The following is an 18743-nucleotide window of genomic DNA, read 5'->3' as shown; positions in this document are numbered from 1 at the left end:
GCTACGCCTCCGCTCAGGCTTCGTACGTGACAATAGGCAGGACGGCTCGACCATGGCTGAATTCCAAGCGGACACGTCGACTTCGACCGAGGCGATCGCCATTGTCGGTATGTCCTGCCGGCTGCCGCACGCGGAGAACCCCGCACAGCTGTGGCAGCTGCTGCGCGACGGCCGCAGTGCGATCGGCGCACCCCCGGCGGGCCGCCCCGAACTGCCCGCGCGGCCGGGCGGCTACCTGGAGGACGTCAGCGGCTTCGACGCCGCCTTCTTCGGCGTCAGCCCGCGCGAGGCGTCGGCGATGGACCCGCAGCAGCGGCTCATGCTTGAACTCGCCTGGGAGGCACTGGAGGACGCCAGGATCCTCCCGTCCGGCCTCGCCGACACCCGGACCGGTGTCTTCGTCGGCGTCATCGCCGACGACTACGCCGCCCTCACGCACCGGCGCGGGGCCGACGGCATCACCCACCACACGCTGACCGGCCTCAACCGCGGCGTCATCGCCAACCGGATCTCCTACACCCTCGGCCTGCACGGACCGAGCGCGGCCGTGGACACCGGCCAGTCCTCCTCTCTGGTCGCCGTGCACCTCGCGGTCGAGAGCCTGCGCCGCGGCGAGTCCGCCACGGCCGTCGCCGGCGGAGTCAACCTCAACCTGGTGCCGGACAGCACCCTCGGCGCGGAACGGTTCGGCGCCCTGTCCCCCGACGGCCTCAGCTACACCTTCGACGCCCGCGCGAACGGCTACGTCCGAGGCGAGGGCGGCGCGTTCGTGGTGCTCAAGCCGCTGCACGCCGCCCTGGCGGACGGCGACCCGGTCTACTGCGTGCTGCACGGCAGCGCCATGAACAACGACGGGACGACCGAGGGCCTCACCGTGCCGAGCCCGGCCGGTCAGCAGGACGTCCTGCGGCAGGCGTACGAACGCGCACAGGTGCCCGCCGAGCAGGTCCAGTACCTCGAACTCCACGGCACAGGAACGAAGGTGGGCGACCCGATCGAGGCGTCGGCCCTGGGCGCGGTCCTCGGTGACGGCCGCGCGGACGGGGCCGAGCTGCGGGTCGGATCGGTGAAGACCAACGTCGGACACCTCGAAGGGGCCGCCGGTATCGTCGGCCTGCTGAAGGCGGCGCTCTGCATCCGCCACCGCGAACTCGTGCCGAGCCTGAACTTCGAAACCCCCAACCCCGACATCGAGTTCGACGCGCTGAAGCTCGCCGTCCAGCAGAGCCGCGAGCCGTGGCCGCGGCCGGACGAGCCGCTCTACGCGGGCGTCAGCTCCTTCGGCATGGGCGGCACGAACTGCCACGTCGTGCTGTCGGACCGGCCCGCCGAGGTGGCGGCGCCCCAGGAACTGCCCGGCGCCGAGCAGCCCGCATCGGGCGCGGTGCCGTGGGTCGTGTCCGGCAAGTCGGCCGCAGCCGTGGCCGGTCAGGCGGGGCGGCTGGTGTCGTTCCTGGAGGAGCGGCCGGAGCTGGACGTCGCGGCGGTGGGTCGCTCTCTCGCGGTGTCGCGGGCCCGCTTCGACCACCGTGCGGTGGTCGTGGGCGAGACCCGTGACGAACTCCTGGCAGCAGTAGGGGCGTTGGCCGCCGGTACGCCCGCGGCCGGTGTGGCGTCGGGCCGTGCGGTGCCGGACGGCGCGGTGGCGTTCCTGTTCTCCGGTCAGGGCAGCCAGCGCCTGGGCATGGGGCGTGAGTTGTACGTGGCGGAGCCGGTGTTCGCGGCGGCGTTCGACGAGGTTGTCGCGGCGCTGGACGTGCATCTGGACCGCTCGCTCGCCGGCGTGATCGTGGGTGAGCCGGAGCTGCTGGAGCGGACGGCGTTCACGCAGCCTGCGCTGTTCGCGATCGAGGTGGCCCTGTTCCGTCTGCTGTCCCACTACGGGGTGACCCCGGACTATTTGGTGGGTCACTCGGTGGGTGAGGTGGCGGCGGCTCATGTGGCGGGTGTGTTGTCGCTTCCGGATGCGGCGCGTCTGGTGTGTGCGCGGGCCCGGCTGATGGACGGTGTCGCCGCGGGCGGGGCGATGGCTGCTCTGAACGCGGGCGAGGGGCGCGTCGCCGGATGGCTCGACGGTCGGTCCGGTGTGGAGGTGGCGGGACTCAACAGCCCGGCCGGCACGGTCGTTTCGGGTGACGAGGCGGCCGTACTCGACGTCCTGGAGCTGGCACGCGCGGAGGGCGTGAAGGCGACGCGGCTGAAGGTGAGTCACGCTTTCCACTCCGCGCACCTGGACGGCATGCTGGACGAACTGACTGCGGTGGCGCGGGAGTTGACGCACGCGGTGCCCCGTATCCCGGTCGTCTCGAACGTCACCGGTGAGGTGATCGAGGAGTTCGCGCCGGAGTACTGGGCCGTTCAGGCCCGCTCGGCCGTCCGGTTCGCCGACGGGGTCGCCACCCTGGCCGGACGGGGCGTGACGGCGTTCGTCGAGCTGGGCCCCGACGCGACACTGGCCGGTCTGGCGGGGGAGTGCCTGGCGGGAGCCGAGGACGCCGTGGTGGTGTCGGTCCTGCGCAAGGGGCGTCCGGAGCGGCGCTCCCTGCTGACGGCGCTGGCCGCAGCGCACGTGCACGGCGTCGGCGTGGAGTGGGAGCGGCTCCTGCCGGGTTCGGGCCTGGTGGACCTGCCCACGTACGCCTTCCAGCGCCGGCCCTTCTGGCTGGACGGTCCGGCGGACGCGCCCACCGAGGCCCGGCCCGTCGAGACCCGCCCCGCCGGGGCGAGGCGGAGCCGGCCGAAGCGGCCCGCGCCGCGCGGCGACGAGCTAGCACTGGTGCGCGCGCACGTGGCGGCGGTGCTCGGCCACGGATCGGCGCGCGACGTACCCGTCGACACGACCTTCAAGGAACTCGGCTTCGACTCCCTCTCGGCCGTCGAACTGCGGAACGCGCTGAACACGGCCACCGGACTCGCGCTGCCCGCCGGCCTCCTCTACGACCACCCGACCCCGGCCAGACTCGCCGAACACCTCGCTGACCAGCTCCTCGGCACGGACCAGGACGGCGAAGGCGACGACCAGGACCAGTACTTGGACCAGGGCGACGACGCGTACGGACCCGTGGGCCCCGACGAGCCGATCGCGATCGTCGGCATGGCGTGCCGGCTGCCGGGCGGGGTCACCTCGCCCGAGGACCTGTGGCGGCTGGTCGGCGACGAGGTCGACGCGGTCGACGGATTCCCCACCAACCGGGGCTGGGACCTCGACGCGCTCCTCGCCCCCGACGCGGACGGCCCCGGCACGACCTACGCCGCCCGAGGCGGCTTCCTGCACGACGCGGACCGGTTCGACGCAGAGTTCTTCGGCATCAGCCCCCGCGAGGCGGCCGCGATGGAGCCCCAGCAGCGGCTGCTCCTGGAGACCGCCTGGGAGGCCTTCGAGCAGGCGGGCATCGACCCCGCCGCGCTGCGCGGCACCCGCACCGGTGTGTACGTGGGCGCCACGGCACAGGAGTACGGGCCGCGGCTGCACGAGCCGTCCGGCGGCCACGACGGCTACCTGCTGACCGGCAACACCGCCAGCGTCGCCTCCGGCCGCCTCGCCTACACCTTCGGACTCGAAGGCCCGGCGGTCACCGTCGACACCGCCTGCTCGTCCTCGCTCGTCGCACTCCACCTGGCCGCGCAGTCACTGCGCCAGGGCGAGTCCTCCGTGGCCCTCGCCGGCGGCGTGTCCGTCATGGCCACCCCCGGCATGTTCGTGGAGTTCTCCCGGCAGCGCGGCCTCTCCCCGGACGGCCGCTGCAAGGCGTTCTCCTCGACGGCGGACGGCACGGGCTGGGCCGAGGGCGTGGGCCTGCTCGTCCTGGAGCGGCTGTCGGACGCCGAGCGCAACGGACACCAGGTGCTCGCGGTGATCCGTGGCTCCGCCGTGAACCAGGACGGCGCCAGCAACGGCCTGACCGCGCCGAACGGGCCCTCCCAGGAGCGGGTCATCCGCGCCGCGCTGGCCGACGCCCGCCTGTCCGCGTCCGACGTGGACGCGGTGGAGGCGCACGGTACCGGTACCCGGCTCGGCGACCCGATCGAGGCCAACGCACTGCTGGCCACCTACGGCCAGGACCGCGAACAGCCGCTCCGGCTCGGCTCGTTGAAGTCGAACATCGGTCACACGCAGGCCGCCGCGGGCGTCGCGGGCGTGATCAAGATGGTCATGGCGATGCGCAACGGCGTCCTGCCCGCGACGCTGCACGTGGCCGAGCCGACCGCGCACGTCGACTGGTCGGCCGGCGCGGTGGAACTGCTGACGCGGGCCGAGCAGTGGCCCGAGCTCGACCGTCCGCGCCGGGCGGGCGTCTCGTCCTTCGGCATCAGCGGGACCAACGCCCACCTCATCGTCGAGCAGGCCACGCCGACCGTGGCTGCCGCTCAGGAGCCGTCGGCGCCGGGCCCGGTGCCGTGGGTGGTGTCCGCGAAGTCGGGGGCCGCCCTGTCGGAGCAGGCGGGGCGGCTGGTGTCGTTCCTGGAGGAGCGGCCGGAGCTGGACGTCGCGGCCGTGGGCCGCTCTCTCGCGGTGTCGCGGGCCCGCTTCGACCACCGTGCGGTGGTCGTGGGCGAGACCCGCGAGGAACTCCTGGACGCACTGCGCGCGCTGACCCCGGGCGAGGCCGCCACGACGGGCTCACTGGCGTTCCTGTTCTCCGGCCAGGGCAGTCAACGCCTGGGCATGGGGCGTGAGTTGTACGTGAGCGAGCCGGTGTTCGCCGTGGCGTTCGACGAGGTTGTCGCGGCGCTGGACGTCCATCTGGACCGCTCGCTCGCTGGCGTGATCGTGGGTGAGCCGGAGCTGCTGGAGCGGACGGCGTTCACGCAGCCTGCGCTGTTCGCGATCGAGGTGGCGCTTTTTCGTCTGTTGTCCCACTACGGGGTGACCCCGGACTTTCTGGTGGGTCATTCGGTGGGTGAGGTGGCGGCGGCTCATGTGGCGGGTGTGCTGTCGCTTCCGGATGCGGCGCGTCTGGTGTGTGCGCGGGCCCGGCTGATGGACGGTGTCGCCGCGGGCGGGGCGATGGCTGCTCTGAACGCGGGCGAGGAGCGCGTCGCCGGATGGCTCGACGGCCGTACCGGTGTGGAGGTCGCCGGTCTCAACAGCCCGACTGGCACGGTCGTTTCGGGTGACGAGGCGGCCGTGCTCGATGTCGTGGAGCTGGCGCGCGCGGAGGGCGTGAAGGCGACGCGGCTGAAGGTGAGTCACGCTTTCCACTCCGCACATCTGGACGGCATGCTGGACGAACTGACTGCGGTGGCGCGGGAGTTGACGCACGCGGTGCCCCGTATCCCGGTCGTCTCGAACGTCACCGGTGAGGTGATCGAGGAGTTCGCGCCGGAGTACTGGGCCGTTCAGGCCCGCTCGGCCGTCCGGTTCGCCGACGGGGTCGCCACCCTGGCCGGACGGGGCGTGACGGCGTTCGTCGAGCTGGGCCCCGACGCGACACTGGCCGGTCTGGCGGGGGAGTGCCTGGCCGACACCGAAGGCGTCGTCGTGGTGTCGGCCCTGCGCAAGGGGCGTCCGGAGCGGCGCTCCCTGCTCGCCGCCCTCGGCGCCGTGCACACCCACGGCGTGGAGGTGGACTGGGCGGGCTTCCTGCCGGGTTCCGGCGTGGTGGAGCTGCCCACGTACGCGTTCCAGCGCGAGCGCTTCTGGCTGGACGCACCGCGTTCCGGCGACGCGGCCGGCCTGGGCCTGACGGCCGTGGACCATCCGCTGCTGGCCGCCGTGATCACGGAGCCCGACGGTGACGCCGTGCAGTTCTCGGCCTCCGTGTCGCTGTCCTCGCACCCGTGGCTGGCCGACCACGCGATCGGCGGGACGGTCCTGGTCCCGGGCACCCTGTTCCTGGAACTCGCGGGCACCGCGGCCGAGCGGCTGGGGCACGCCACCGTGGAGGAACTCACCCTCCAGGCACCCCTGGTCCTCCCGCGGCAGACGGCCGCCCAACTGCGGCTGACCGTCGACCGGGCCGACGCGCGCGGCGACCGCCGGTTCACCGTGTACGCCCGCACCGGCGAGGAGCAGTGGACCGCCCACGCGGCCGGCCTGCTCACCTCCGCCGTCCCCGCACCCGGCGTCGCCCTCGACCAGTGGCCCCCGGCCGACGCCACCCCGATCCCGCTGGACGGCGTCTACGACCGCCTCGACGACCTGGGCTACGGCTACGGGCCCGCCTTCCAGGGCCTGACGGCGGCCTGGCGCGCGGGTGACGACCTGTTCGCCGAGGTCGCCCTGCCCGACCGGCTGCACACCGAGGCGGCGCGCTGCGGGGTGCACCCCACCCTCCTCGACGCCGTGCTGCACCCCCTCGTCCTGGAGGCGGCGGACTCTGCGTCGGACGACGGCACGATCCGGCTGCCGTTCTCGTTCTCGGGCTTCGCGCTGCACGCGGTCGGCGCCACGGTGCTGCGCGTCCGCTGGACCCGTACCGGCCAGGACACCGCCCGTCTCGCGCTCGCCGACGGCACCGGCGCCCCGGTGGCGGCGATCGAATCGGTCGCCCTGCGGCCCATCGCCCGCGACCGGCTCGCCGTCGCCGGACCGGCCGTCGAGTCCCTGTACGGGGTGGCCTGGGAGGCCGTCCCCGCGGTCGAGCCGGTCGCCGACCAGCGCTGGGTCAGGATCGGCGAGGCCCCCTACGCCGACCTCGCCGCGCTCGGCGCCGCCGTCGACGGCGGAACCGCCGTACCGGAGTTCGTGGTACTCGGCGAGCAGCAGCTCGCCGCCGGCGCCACCGACGACGTACTGGACCGGACCCACGCCACGGCGGCGCGCGGCCTCGACGCGGTGCGCGCCTGGCTGGCCGCCCCGCAGTTCGCGGAGAGCCGTCTCGTCCTCGTCGTACCGGACGGCGCGCTGCACACGGCCCCGCTCGTCGGCCTCGTCCGCACCGCGCAGACCGAGCAGCCCGGCCGGCTCGTCCTCGTCCACGTGGACGAGAGCGGTGCCGAGCTGCTGCCCGCCGTGCTGGCCTCCGGCGAGCCCGAAGTGGCGGTACGGGACGGCGCGTTGCTCGTGCCCCGTCTGACGCGTGCCCCGGGCGCCGTCGAGGGCACCGTGGCCGCTCTGGACCCGGAGGGCACGGTCCTGGTGACCGGCGCCCTGGGCACCCTGGGACGGCTGGTGGCACGCAGGCTGGTGACCCGGCACGGTGCACGGCACCTGCTGCTGGTGTCGCGGCGTGGGAGTGACACTCCGGGGGCCGCCGAATTCGTCGCCGAACTCGCCGAGTTGGGCGTACAGGCTCGGGTGGCGGCGTGCGACGTCGCGGACTCCGACGCGCTGGCAGGGCTGCTGGACGAGGTCGCGGCCGAGCGTCCGCTGACCGCCGTGGTGCACACGGCGGGCGTCCTCGACGACGTGACGGTCGCCTCGCTGTCGGCCGACCGTCTGGAGCGGGTGCTGCGGCCGAAGGCCGACGCGGCCTGGAACCTGCACCGCCTCACCGAGTCCCTCGACCTCGCCTCGTTCGTCCTGTTCTCGTCCATCGCCGGTCTCATGGGCAACGCGGGCCAGGCCAACTACGCCGCCGCGAACACCTTCCTCGACGCCCTCGCCCAGCACCGCCGCGCCCGGCACCTGCCCGCCACCTCCCTCGCCTGGAGCCTGTGGGACAGCGCCGACGGCATGGCCGGAACCCTCGCCGACGCCGACGTCGCCCGGTGGAAGCGGAGCGGCATCGTGCCGCTCACCCCGGACCTGGGTCTCGACCTGTTCGACGCGGCACTCGCCTCGGCCGAACCGCTGCTGGTCCCCGCCGAACTCGACCTGACCGCCCTGCGCGCCCGCGCCACGGAGAACGCGCTCCCCGAACTGTTCACCGGCCTGGTCCGCGTCCGCCGCAGGCAGGCGGCCGGCACCGCCCGTGGCGCCGACTCGTCGTGGGCCGAGCGAGTGATCGCGCTCACCGCGGAGGAGCGGGCCCAGGCCGTGCTCAGGACCGTGCGCGAGACCGTCGGACTGGTCCTCGGCCACGGCGCCGACGCCGACATCGACCCGGCCAGGGCGTTCAAGGACACCGGCTTCGACTCCCTCACCAGCGTCGAACTGCGCAACCGCCTCAACGCGGTGACCGGACTGCGCCTGCCCACCACCCTCGTCTTCGACCACCCGTCGCCGCAGGCCGTGGCGGACTTCCTGCTGGAGCGGCTCGACGCCACCGGCACGGCTGCCGTCCCGGCAACGACCGCCCACTCCGCGGGACTCGACGAACCGATCGCCGTGGTCGGCATGGGCTGCCGCTACCCGGGCGGAGTCTCCTCGCCCGAGGACCTGTGGCGGCTCGTCGCGGAGGGCCGCGACGCCATCGACACGTTCCCGTCCGACCGCGGCTGGGACGTGGAAACCCTCTACGACCCCGACCCCGACAAGACCGGCACCTCGTACACGCGCAAGGGCGGATTCCTCTACGAGGCAGCCGAGTTCGACGCCGAGTTCTTCGGGCTCAGCCCGCGCGAGGCGATCGCCACCGACCCGCAGCAGCGGGTGCTCCTGGAGGTCGCGTGGGAAGCGCTGGAGCGGGCGGGGATCGACCCCGCCGCGCTGCGCGGCTCCCCGACCGGCGTCTACGCGGGCGTCATGTACAACGACTACGGGTCGCGCCTTGGAGGTGCGCCGGAGGGCTTCGAGGGACATCTGCTGACAGGCACCATCTCCAGCGTCCTGTCGGGCCGGGTGGCCTACACGTTCGGTCTCGAAGGACCCGCCGTGACGCTGGACACCGCGTGCTCCTCGTCGCTGGTGGCGGTACACCTGGCCGCGCAGGCGCTGCGCCAGGGCGAATGCTCGATGGCGCTGGCCGGCGGAGTCACGGTGATGTCCACGCCGACGACCTTCGTCGAGTTCTCGCGGCAGCGCGGCCTGTCGCCGGACGGGACCTGCAAGTCGTTCGCCGCGTCGGCGGACGGCACCGGCTGGGGCGAGGGCGCCGGCATGCTGGTCCTGGAGCGGCTCTCGGACGCCCGGCGGCTCGGGCACCACGTCCTCGGCGTGATCCGCGGCTCCGCGGTCAACCAGGACGGCGCGAGCAACGGCCTCACCGCCCCCAACGGGCCCTCCCAGGAACGCGTCATCCGCCAGGCCCTCGCCAACGCCCGCCTCGCCCCGCACGAGGTCGACGCGGTCGAGGCGCACGGCACCGGCACCCGCCTCGGCGACCCCATCGAGGCCAACGCGCTGCTGGCCACCTACGGCCAGGACCGCGACGAACCGCTGCGCCTCGGATCGATCAAGTCGAACATCGGTCACACACAGGCCGCCGCGGGCGTCGCGGGCATCATCAAGATGCTCATGGCGATGCGCAACGGAGAGCTTCCGGCGACGCTGCACGTGGACGAGCCGACGCCGCACGTCGACTGGTCGGCGGGCGCGGTGGAGCTGGTCACCGAGCACCGGGCGTGGCCGGAGGTGACGCGTCCGCGGCGCGCGGCCGTGTCCTCGTTCGGCATCAGCGGCACGAACGCCCACGTGGTCCTGGAACAGGGCCCGGAGCCCGCAGTGGCCGACGGGCCGGCTGCGGAGCTGCCGGGGCTGCCGCTCGTGCTGTCGGCGAAGAGCGAGGCGGCCCTCGCGGCGCGGGCCGGCCAGGTGCGGGAGCTGCTGGCCGCGGACACCACCGACCCCGCGCGGGTCGCCGCCGCGCTCGCGACCCGGGCCCCGCACCTCCCCTTCCGGGCGGCCGTCTCGGGCACCGACCGGGACGGACTGCTGGCCGGTCTCGACGCCCTCGCCTCCGGCGGGGTCGCGGCGAACCTCGTGCAGGGCGCGGTCACCGGCCGGGGCAGGACGGTGTTCGTGTTCCCCGGGCAGGGCTCGCAGTGGCAGGGCATGGCCCTGGAACTCGTCGACTCCTCCCCGGTGTTCGCCGCCCGGCTGGCCGAGTGCGAGCGGGCGCTGGCACCGTTCACCGACTGGTCGCTGCTGGACGTCCTGCGCGGTGCGGACGGCGCGCCCGGCCTCGACCGGGTGGACGTGGTGCAGCCGGCGCTGTGGGCGGTGATGGTGTCCCTGGCCGCGCTGTGGCGTTCGGTGGGCATCGAGCCCGACGCGGTGATCGGCCACTCGCAGGGCGAGATCGCGGCGGCCGTCGTGTCGGGGGCGCTGTCCCTGGACGACGCGGCGAAGGTCGTGGCGCTGCGCAGCCGGGCGATCGTACGGTTGGCGGGTACGGGCGGGATGGTCTCGGTGGCCCTGCCGGCCGACGAGGTCCGCGCACTCGTCACCCGCTGGGGCGGCGCCATCGACATCGCCGCCCACAACGGTCCGCGGTCCGTGGTGGTCGCCGGAGAGGTGACCGCACTGGACGAGCTCGTCGCCCACTGCAAGGCCGACAAGAAGCGCGCCAAGCGCATACCGGTCGACTACGCCTCCCACTCCGCGCACGTCGAGACCCTGCGCGACGAACTCCTCGACGCCCTGTCCTCGCTCACCCCGCGCCCCGTCGAGGTGCCCTTCCTCTCCACCGTCACCGGGCAGCCGCTGGACGGCACGGAGCTCGACGGCGCGTACTGGTTCCGCAACCTGCGCAACACCGTCCAGCTGGAGGAGGCCACCCGGACCCTGCTCGACCAGGGCCACCGCGTCTTCATCGAGGCCAGCGCCCACCCGGTGCTGACCATCGCCCTCCAGGAGACGATCGACGACACGGCGCACGACAGCGCCGTCACCGTGCCCTCGCTCCACCGCGGCGAGGGCGGCCTCGACGACTTCCTGGCCTCCGCCGCGCAGGCCCACGTCGCGGGCGCCCCGCTCGACTGGGCCGCCGTGACCGCCGGCCCCGGCACGCCCGTCGACCTGCCGACCCACCCCTTCCAGCGCCGCCGCCACTGGCTGGAGGGCCCGGCCACGGCCGGGGACGCGGGCGGACTCGGCATGGCCGCCGAGCGACACCCGCTCATCGGCGCCGCGCTCCGCACCGCCGACGACGACAAGCTCGTCCTGAGCAGCAGGATCGCCCTCGACACCCAGCCCTGGCTGGCGGACCACGCCGTGGCCGGTACCGTGCTGCTCCCCGGCACCGCCTTCGTGGACCTCGCCGTCCGGGCGGGTGATCACACGGGCCTCGACCGGCTCGACGAACTGACCCTCCAGGCACCGCTGGTGCTGGCCGCCCACGGCGCCGTACAGCTCCAGGTCGTGGTCGACGCCCCGGACGAGGAGGGCCGGCGCGCCCTGTCCGTCCACTCCCGCCCGGAGCCCGGGTCCGACGACGCCGCGACCCACCCGTGGACCCTGCACGCCACCGGCGTCCTGGGCCACGCGGACGGACCCGCTGACCCGCCCCTCGACACCGCCTGGCCGCCGGCCGGCGCCGAACCGGTCGACCTGACGGCGGCGTACGACACGCTCGCCGAGCGGGGTTTCCAGTACGGGCCCGCCTTCCAGGGCCTGCGGGCGCTGTGGCGTGCGGGGCAGGAGACGTACGCCGAGGTCGCGCTGCCGACGGACGTCCCCCCGGGCGACTTCGGCATCCACCCGGCTCTCCTCGACGCCGCCCTGCACCCCCTCGCCCTCGCGGCCGACGGCCGCCTGGTGCTGCCGTTCGCCTGGACCGGCGTACGGCTGCACGCGACCGGCGCCGACGTGCTGCGCGTCCGGATCACCCCGCGCGGCTCGGGCGCCGCCCTGTCCCTCGCCGACGCGAGCGGTGCGCCCATCGCGTCGGTGGAGACGCTCGGTCTGCGGCCCGTGGACCCCGCGCGGCTGGCCGGTGCGGGTGCTCCCCGTCAGCCGCTGCTCCAGGTGGAGTGGACGACCGCCCCGAAGGCCGAACCGGCCACCGCGTGGGCCGTCCTCGACGACGCGGGACACGGACTGCCCGCCCCGCTGGGCAGCTTCCCCGACCTCACCGGCCCGGCCGACGTCCCGCCGCTCGTCGTGGCCCCCTTCCCCGGCGACGACGGCCCCCGCGCCGTGGCGCACCGCGCCCTGCGCCTTGCCCAGGAGTGGCTCGCCGACGAGCGGTTCGCCGACGCGCGCCTGGTCTTCGTGACCCGCGACGCGACCACCGCGCGCACGGAGGCCGGACTCGGCGCGGCCCCCGTCTGGGGTCTCGTGCGCACCGCGATGGCCGAGAACCCCGGCCGGTTCGGCCTGCTCGACCTGACGGACTGGGACCTCTCCGAGGGCGAACTCGGCCGTGCGCTGGCGGCCGTACCGGACGGGCAGGCGATCCTGCGCGACGGGACCCTGCTCGTACCGCGGCTTGCCACGGCCACGCCGCCCGCGACGGACGCCACCGTGCCCGCCCTGAACCCCGACGGCACCGTGCTCGTCACGGGCGCCACCGGCACCCTCGGCCGGCTGTTCGCCCGCCACCTCGTCGCCGAACACGGCGTACGGCACCTGCTGTTGGCGAGCCGGCGCGGCCGGGACGCCGCGGGCATGCTGGAGCTGGAGGCCGAACTCACCGCCCACGGAACCGACGTGTCCGTCGTCGCCTGCGACACGGCCGACCGGGCCGCGGTCGCCGCGCTGCTGGACGCGATCCCCACCGAGCACCCGCTGACCGCGGTCCTGCACACCGCAGGGGTCCTCGACGACGGCACGCTGCACGGCCTCACCGCCGAGCAGCTCGACACCGTGCTGCGCCCCAAGGTCGATGCCGCCCGGCACCTGCACGAGCTGACGGCCGGCCTGGACCTGGCCGCGTTCGTCCTGTTCTCCTCGCTGGCCGGCACGGTCGGCACCGCGGGACAGGCCAACTACGCGGCGGCCAACACCTACTTGGACGCCCTCGCGCAGCACCGCAGGACCCTCGGCCTGCCCGGGACGTCGCTGGCCTGGGGACTGTGGGCCGAGGGCAGCGGGATGACCGGTCACCTGACCGACGCCGACCTCGCCCGCCTGTCCCGCGGTGGCATCGCCCCGATCGGCAGCGAGCAGGGCCTCGCCCTGTTCGACGCGGCCCTCGCGAACGGCGGGCCGGTGCTCGTCCCGGCGCTCCTCGACCACACCGGGCTGCGGGCGCGGAGCGCGGACGGCACGCTGCCCGCGCTCTTCCACGGCCTGGTGCGCCCCGCGCGGCGCGCCGCCGCCTCCGGCGCCGACGAGCGGACGGGCGGGAACTCGCTCGGGGAACGCCTGGCGCCCCTGCCCCCCAAGGACCAGGAGCGCGCGCTCCTCGAACTGGTCCGCGGCGCCGTGGCCTCCGTACTGGGCCATGCCGACGCCGACGGGATCGCGCCCGAACGGGCCTTCAACGAGCTGGGCTTCGACTCGCTCAAGGCGGTGGAACTGCGCAACCGGCTGAACGCGGCCGCGGGCCTGAAGCTGCCCGCGACGCTGCTCTTCGACCACCCGAGCACGGCCGAGCTGGCCGCCTTCCTGCGCACCGAACTGCTCGGCCCGGCCGACGGGACGACCGACGGGACGACGGCCGACGCAGGACCTGTCGCCGCCGGACCCGCCGTCGACGCCTCCGACGAGCCGATCGCGATCGTCGCCATGGCCTGCCGCTACCCGGGCGAGGTCAGCTCCCCCGAGGAGCTGTGGACGCTGCTGTCGGACGAGCGGGACGCCATCGGCCCGTTCCCCGACGACCGCGGCTGGGACCTGGACGGCCTGTACGACACGGACCCCGACCACGCGGGCACCTCGTACACCCGGCACGGCGGATTCCTCTACGAGGCGCCGCAGTTCGACCCCGAACTCTTCGGGGTGAGCGCCCGGGAGGCCACCGCCATCGACCCGCAGCAGCGCCTCCTGCTGGAGATCTGCTGGGAGGCCTTCGAGCGCGCCGGCATCGACCCGACCTCGCTCAAGGGCAGCCGGACCGGCGTGTTCGCCGGCGTCATGGCCAACGACTACGCGGCACGCCTCAAGGACGTCCCCGAAGGGATGGAGGGCTATCTGTCGGTCGGCAGCACGGTCTCCGTCGCCTCCGGCCGCGTCGCCTACACCTTCGGCCTGCAGGGGCCGGCGATCACCGTCGACACCGCCTGCTCCTCCTCCCTCGTCTCGATCCACCTCGCCGCGCAGGCGCTGCGCAACGGCGAGTGCGGCCTCGCCCTGGCCGGCGGTGCGACCGTACTGGCCGCGCCGACCCTGTTCGTCGAGTTCAGCCGGCAGCGCGGCCTGGCCCCCGACGGCCGCTGCAAGTCCTTCTCCGCGCGGGCGGACGGGGCCGCCTGGGCCGAAGGCGCCGGCGTCCTCCTGCTGGAGCGGCTCTCCGACGCCCGGCGCAACGGCCGCAGGATCCTCGGCGTGATCCGCGGCACCGCCGTCAACCAGGACGGCGCCAGCAACGGCCTCACCGCCCCCAACGGCCCCGCCCAGGAACGGGTGATCCGCCAGGCCCTGACCAACGCGGGCCTGACCACCGCCGACGTCGACGCGCTGGAGGCGCACGGCACCGGCACCACGCTCGGCGACCCGATCGAGGCCAGGGCCGTCCTCGCCACCTACGGGCAGGACCGCCCCTCGCCGCTCCTGATGGGCTCCCTGAAGTCCAACATCGGCCACTCGCAGGCCGCGGCCGGTGTGGCCGGCGTCATCAAGATGGTCATGGCGATGCGGCACGGCGTGCTCCCCAAGAGCCTCCACATCGACGAGCCGAGCCCGCACGTCGACTGGTCCGCCGGCGAGGTGGAACTGCTCACCGACGCGGTGCCGTGGCCCGAGTCCGAGCGGCCGCGCCGGGCGGGCGTGTCCTCCTTCGGCATCAGCGGCACCAACGCCCACGTCATCGTGGAGCAGCCGCCGGCCGATGCGCCGGACGCGCAGGCCGAACCGGCCGAGCCGATGCCGGTCGTGCCGCTGCTGCTGTCCGCGCACAACGAAGCGGCCCTGCTGGCGCAGGCCGACCAGGTCGCCGCTGCCCTCACCGGCACCGACCGGCAGGACCTGGCGCCGACGGGCCGGACCCTGGCCGTCGGACGGGCCGCACTGCCGCACCGCGCCGTGGTGGTCGCCGCCACCGCCCCCGAAGCGGTCGACGCCCTCGCCGCACCGGCCGTACGCGGCACCCCCGTGGACGGCCGCACCGCCTTCCTCTTCACCGGGCAGGGCAGCCAGCGACTCGGCATGGGCCGCGAGCTGTACGCCGCCTACCCCGTCTACGCCCGGGCCCTGGACGCCGTGTGCGCGGAGCTCGACCTCTGGCTGGAGACACCGCTGCTCGACGTCCTGTTCGGCGAGGACCCGGCGCCGCTGGACCGGACCGGCTGCACGCAGGCCGCCCTGTTCGCCACCCAGGTCGCGCTCTTCCGCCTCCTCGAAAGCTGGGGCGTACGGCCGGACTTCCTCGCGGGCCACTCCATCGGCGAACTGGCCGCCGCACACGTCGCCGGCGTCCTCTCGCTGCCGGACGCGGCGCGGCTCGTCGCGGCCCGCGGCCGGCTGATGCAGGCGCTGCCCGAAGGCGGCGCCATGCTCGCCGTCCAGGCCGATGAGCAGGAGGTGCTGCCGCTGCTCGCCGGACGCGAGGACCAGCTCGGCGTCGCCGCCGTCAACGGCCCAGCCTCCGTGGTCCTGTCGGGCGACGCGGCAGCCGTCGAGGCGGTCGGCGCCGAACTCGCCGCGCTGGGCCGCAAGACCAAGCGGCTGCGCGTCAGCCACGCCTTCCACTCCCCGCACATGGACGCGATGCTGGACGAGTTCCAGACGGTCGCGAAGGGCCTCACGTACGCCGCGCCCACCATCCCGGTCGTCTCCACCCTGACCGGGCGGCGGGCCGGCGCGGAGGACCTGACCACGCCCGAGTACTGGGTGGAGCACGTCCGCCGGCCCGTGCGCTTCCTCGACGCGGCGCGCGTCCTGGAGGCCGAAGGCGTACGGACCTACCTGGAACTCGGCCCGGACGGCGTGCTCAGCGCGCTGGGACAGGACTTCCTCGACCCCACGTCGCTCCTGGTCCCGATGGTGCGCGGCGGGCGCCCCGAACCGCACACCGCCGTCACCGCCGTGGCCCACGCCCACGTACGAGGCGTACCGGTGGACTGGCCCGCCCTGTTCGGCGGGAGCACCGCACCGGCCGCGGACCTGCCGACGTACCCCTTCCAACGCAGGCGCCACTGGCTCACCGACGGGCCCGGCGGCGGCGACGTCACCTCGGCCGGACTCGACTCCGCGCGGCACCCGCTGCTCGGGGCCGCGGTGCCGCTCGCCGACTCCGACGGCGTCCTGTTCACCGGCCGGATCTCGGCCCGCAGCCACCCCTGGTTCGCCGACCACGCCGTCGCCGGGACTCTCCTCGTCCCGGGCACGGCCCTGGTCGAGCTCGCGCTCCACGTGGGCACCGCACTCGGCTGCGAGCGGCTTGAGGAACTCGCCCTCCAGACACCCCTGGTCCTCCCCGACGAGGGCGCGCTCCAGCTCCAGATCACCGTCGGCGACCCCGACGACGACGGCCGCAGGCCCGTCGCCGTCCACTCGCGCGGCGACCAGGAGGGCGACGTCTGGAACCGGCACGCCACCGGAACCGTGACGGCCGCCGTCCCCGACCCCGGCCCCGTCCCCGACCTCGCGTCCTGGCCGCCGGCCGGCGCCGAACCCCAGCCGGTCGACGACCTGTACGACCGCCTCGCCGACCAGGGCTACGGCTACGGCCCCGCCTTCCAGGGCCTGACGGCGGCCTGGCGGTCGGGCGACGACCTCTACGCCGAGGTGCGGCCGCCCGCCGACGATCCCGCCGGATCCGGCGGATTCGCCCTGCACCCGGCCCTGTTCGACGCCGCGCTGCACGCCCTGCTCCTGGAGGAGTCGGCCGGACTGCGGCTGCCCTTCTCCTTCGGCGGCGTCCAGTTGACCGGGTCCCCGGCCGGTGCCTTGCGGGTCAGGCTGTCGACCCGCCCGGACGGCACGGTCGCCGTCACCATCGCTGACGAGACGGGCGCGCCGGTCGCCCACGTCGCCTCCCTCGCCCTGCGGGAACTGCCGGCGGGCAGCGCGCTGCAACGCCCCTCCGCCCCGCACCTGTACGCGGTGGAGCGGGCCGGTGTGGCACTCGCCGACGGCGGCGACCCGTACGTCGTGGTCCTCGGCGGGACCGACACCGGACTCGCCGCCGAGCAGCACGCCGACCTCGCGGCCCTGGCCGCCGCGACGGCGGACGGCGCGACCGCACCCGACGTCGTCGTCCTGCCGGTGCGCCCGGCCCCGGTGCGGGAGACCGGCCGGGTCACTCAGGAGGTGCTGGCGGTCCTGCGGCAGTGGCTCGCCACCGACCTGCCGGACGGAGCACGGCTCGCCGTGGTCAGCACCGGGGAACTGGCGCACAGCGCGCTGTCCGGGCTGCTCAGGACCGCCGAGTCGGAGCACCCGGGACGCTTCCAGCACATCGTCACGGACGGCCTGCCGGCCGATCGGGCGCTGCTGGCCGCCGCCCTGGCCGACCCCAGGCCGCAGCTCGAACTCCACGACGGACAGGCCCGCGTGACCCGCCTCGCCAAGGTCCCGCACCCGGCCCAGGCCCCGGACGCCGACGCCGCGTTCGACCCGGAGCACACGGTGCTGATCACCGGCGGCACGGGCGCACTCGGCGCCCAGGTCGCCCGGCACCTGGTGACCGCCCGCGGCGCCCGGCACCTGCTGCTCACCAGCCGGCGCGGCGGGGCGGACGACCTGGTCGCCGAACTGACAGCGCTCGGCGCTGACGTACGGGTCGCGGCCTGCGACGCGGCCGACCGCGACGCACTGGCCGCACTGCTCAACTCGATCCCCGCCGAACACCCGCTCACCGCGGTCGTGCACGCGGCCGGAGTCGTCGAGGACGCCACGCTGGAGGCCATGGGCCCGGAGAGCCTCGACCGGGTCCTGCGGCCGAAGGTGGCGGCCGCCTGGAACCTGCACGAGCTGACCGCCGGACTCGGACTGACGGACTTCGTCCTCTTCTCCTCCGTCGCCGGACTGGTCGGCAACGCGGGACAGGCCAACTACGCGGCGGGCAACACCTTCCTGGACGCGCTCGCCGAACACCGGCGCGCGGACGGCCTGCCCGCCGTGTCCCTCGCCTGGGGCATGTGGCAGGACGGCATGGCGAACGACCTCGACCACGCCGACCGGGCCAGGCTCGCCCGCAACGGAATCCTGCCGATGCCGACCGACCGGGCGCTCGCGGCCCTCGACTCGGCCCTGACCGGAGCCGTGGCGCAGGAGGCCGACGGCGCGGCGGGGACCCGCCCGGTGCTCGCGCCGGTGGCCCTCGACCTCGCGGCACTGCGCGGCCTCGGCGACGCACTGCCCGAGCTGTACCGGGGCCTGGTGCGCACCGGGCGCCGAGCCGGCCGGAGCGCCACCGCCCCGGCGGAGATCCCGCTGGCGCAACGGCTCACGGGCCTGGACGCGGACGAGCAGCAGGAGTTGCTGCTCGACTTCGTCAGGGAACAGGTCGGCACCGTCCTGGCCCACCCGGCCCCGCGGACGATCGACGTCCAGCGCGGACTGATGGACCTGGGCCTCGACTCCCTCACCGCCGTCGAACTGCGCAACAGGCTGAACAACGCCACCGCACTGCGGCTGCCCAGCACGCTCGTCTTCGACCACCCGACCACCCGGGCCGTCGCCGCATTCCTGTGGAGCGAGCTGGTCGGCGAGGCGCCGGACCCGGTCCAGGCCGCCCTCGACGCACTGGAGGCGGCGCTCGCGGCCGCCGGCCCGCCGGACGGTGACGGACCGTCAGGAACGTACGCCGCGCGGCTGCGCGGCCTGCTCCGGACGGTGGACGGCGCCCCCGACGGCACCGACCTCGACCTGGCGACCGACGACGACCTCTTCGCCGCACTCGACAACGAACTCGGCAGGTAGACATGAGCAA

General features: G+C 74.7%; 1 protein-coding gene. It reads left to right on the top strand.

The window, feature by feature from the left end; genetic code table 11:
* Positions 1-52 precede the first annotated feature (52 nt).
* The gene (locus RBJ77_RS23660) at positions 53-18733 is read left to right on the top strand and encodes an SDR family NAD(P)-dependent oxidoreductase (RefSeq protein ID WP_372346843.1); all 18681 of its coding nucleotides are present in this window, start codon (positions 53-55) and stop codon (positions 18731-18733) included.
* Positions 18734-18743: the final 10 nt, after the last annotated feature.

The organism is Streptomyces sp. KL116D, assembly GCF_030766975.1.
GTDB lineage: Bacteria > Actinomycetota > Actinomycetes > Streptomycetales > Streptomycetaceae > Streptomyces > Streptomyces longispororuber_A.
Note: the sequence above shows the minus strand (reverse complement) of the source record. Positions and strands in the feature narration are given on the sequence as shown.

Coding starts and splice junctions, on each gene's coding strand:
- RBJ77_RS23660 (WP_372346843.1), top strand. CDS start 53: ATGGCTGAATTCCAAGCGGACACGTCGACTTCGACCGAGGCGATCGCC.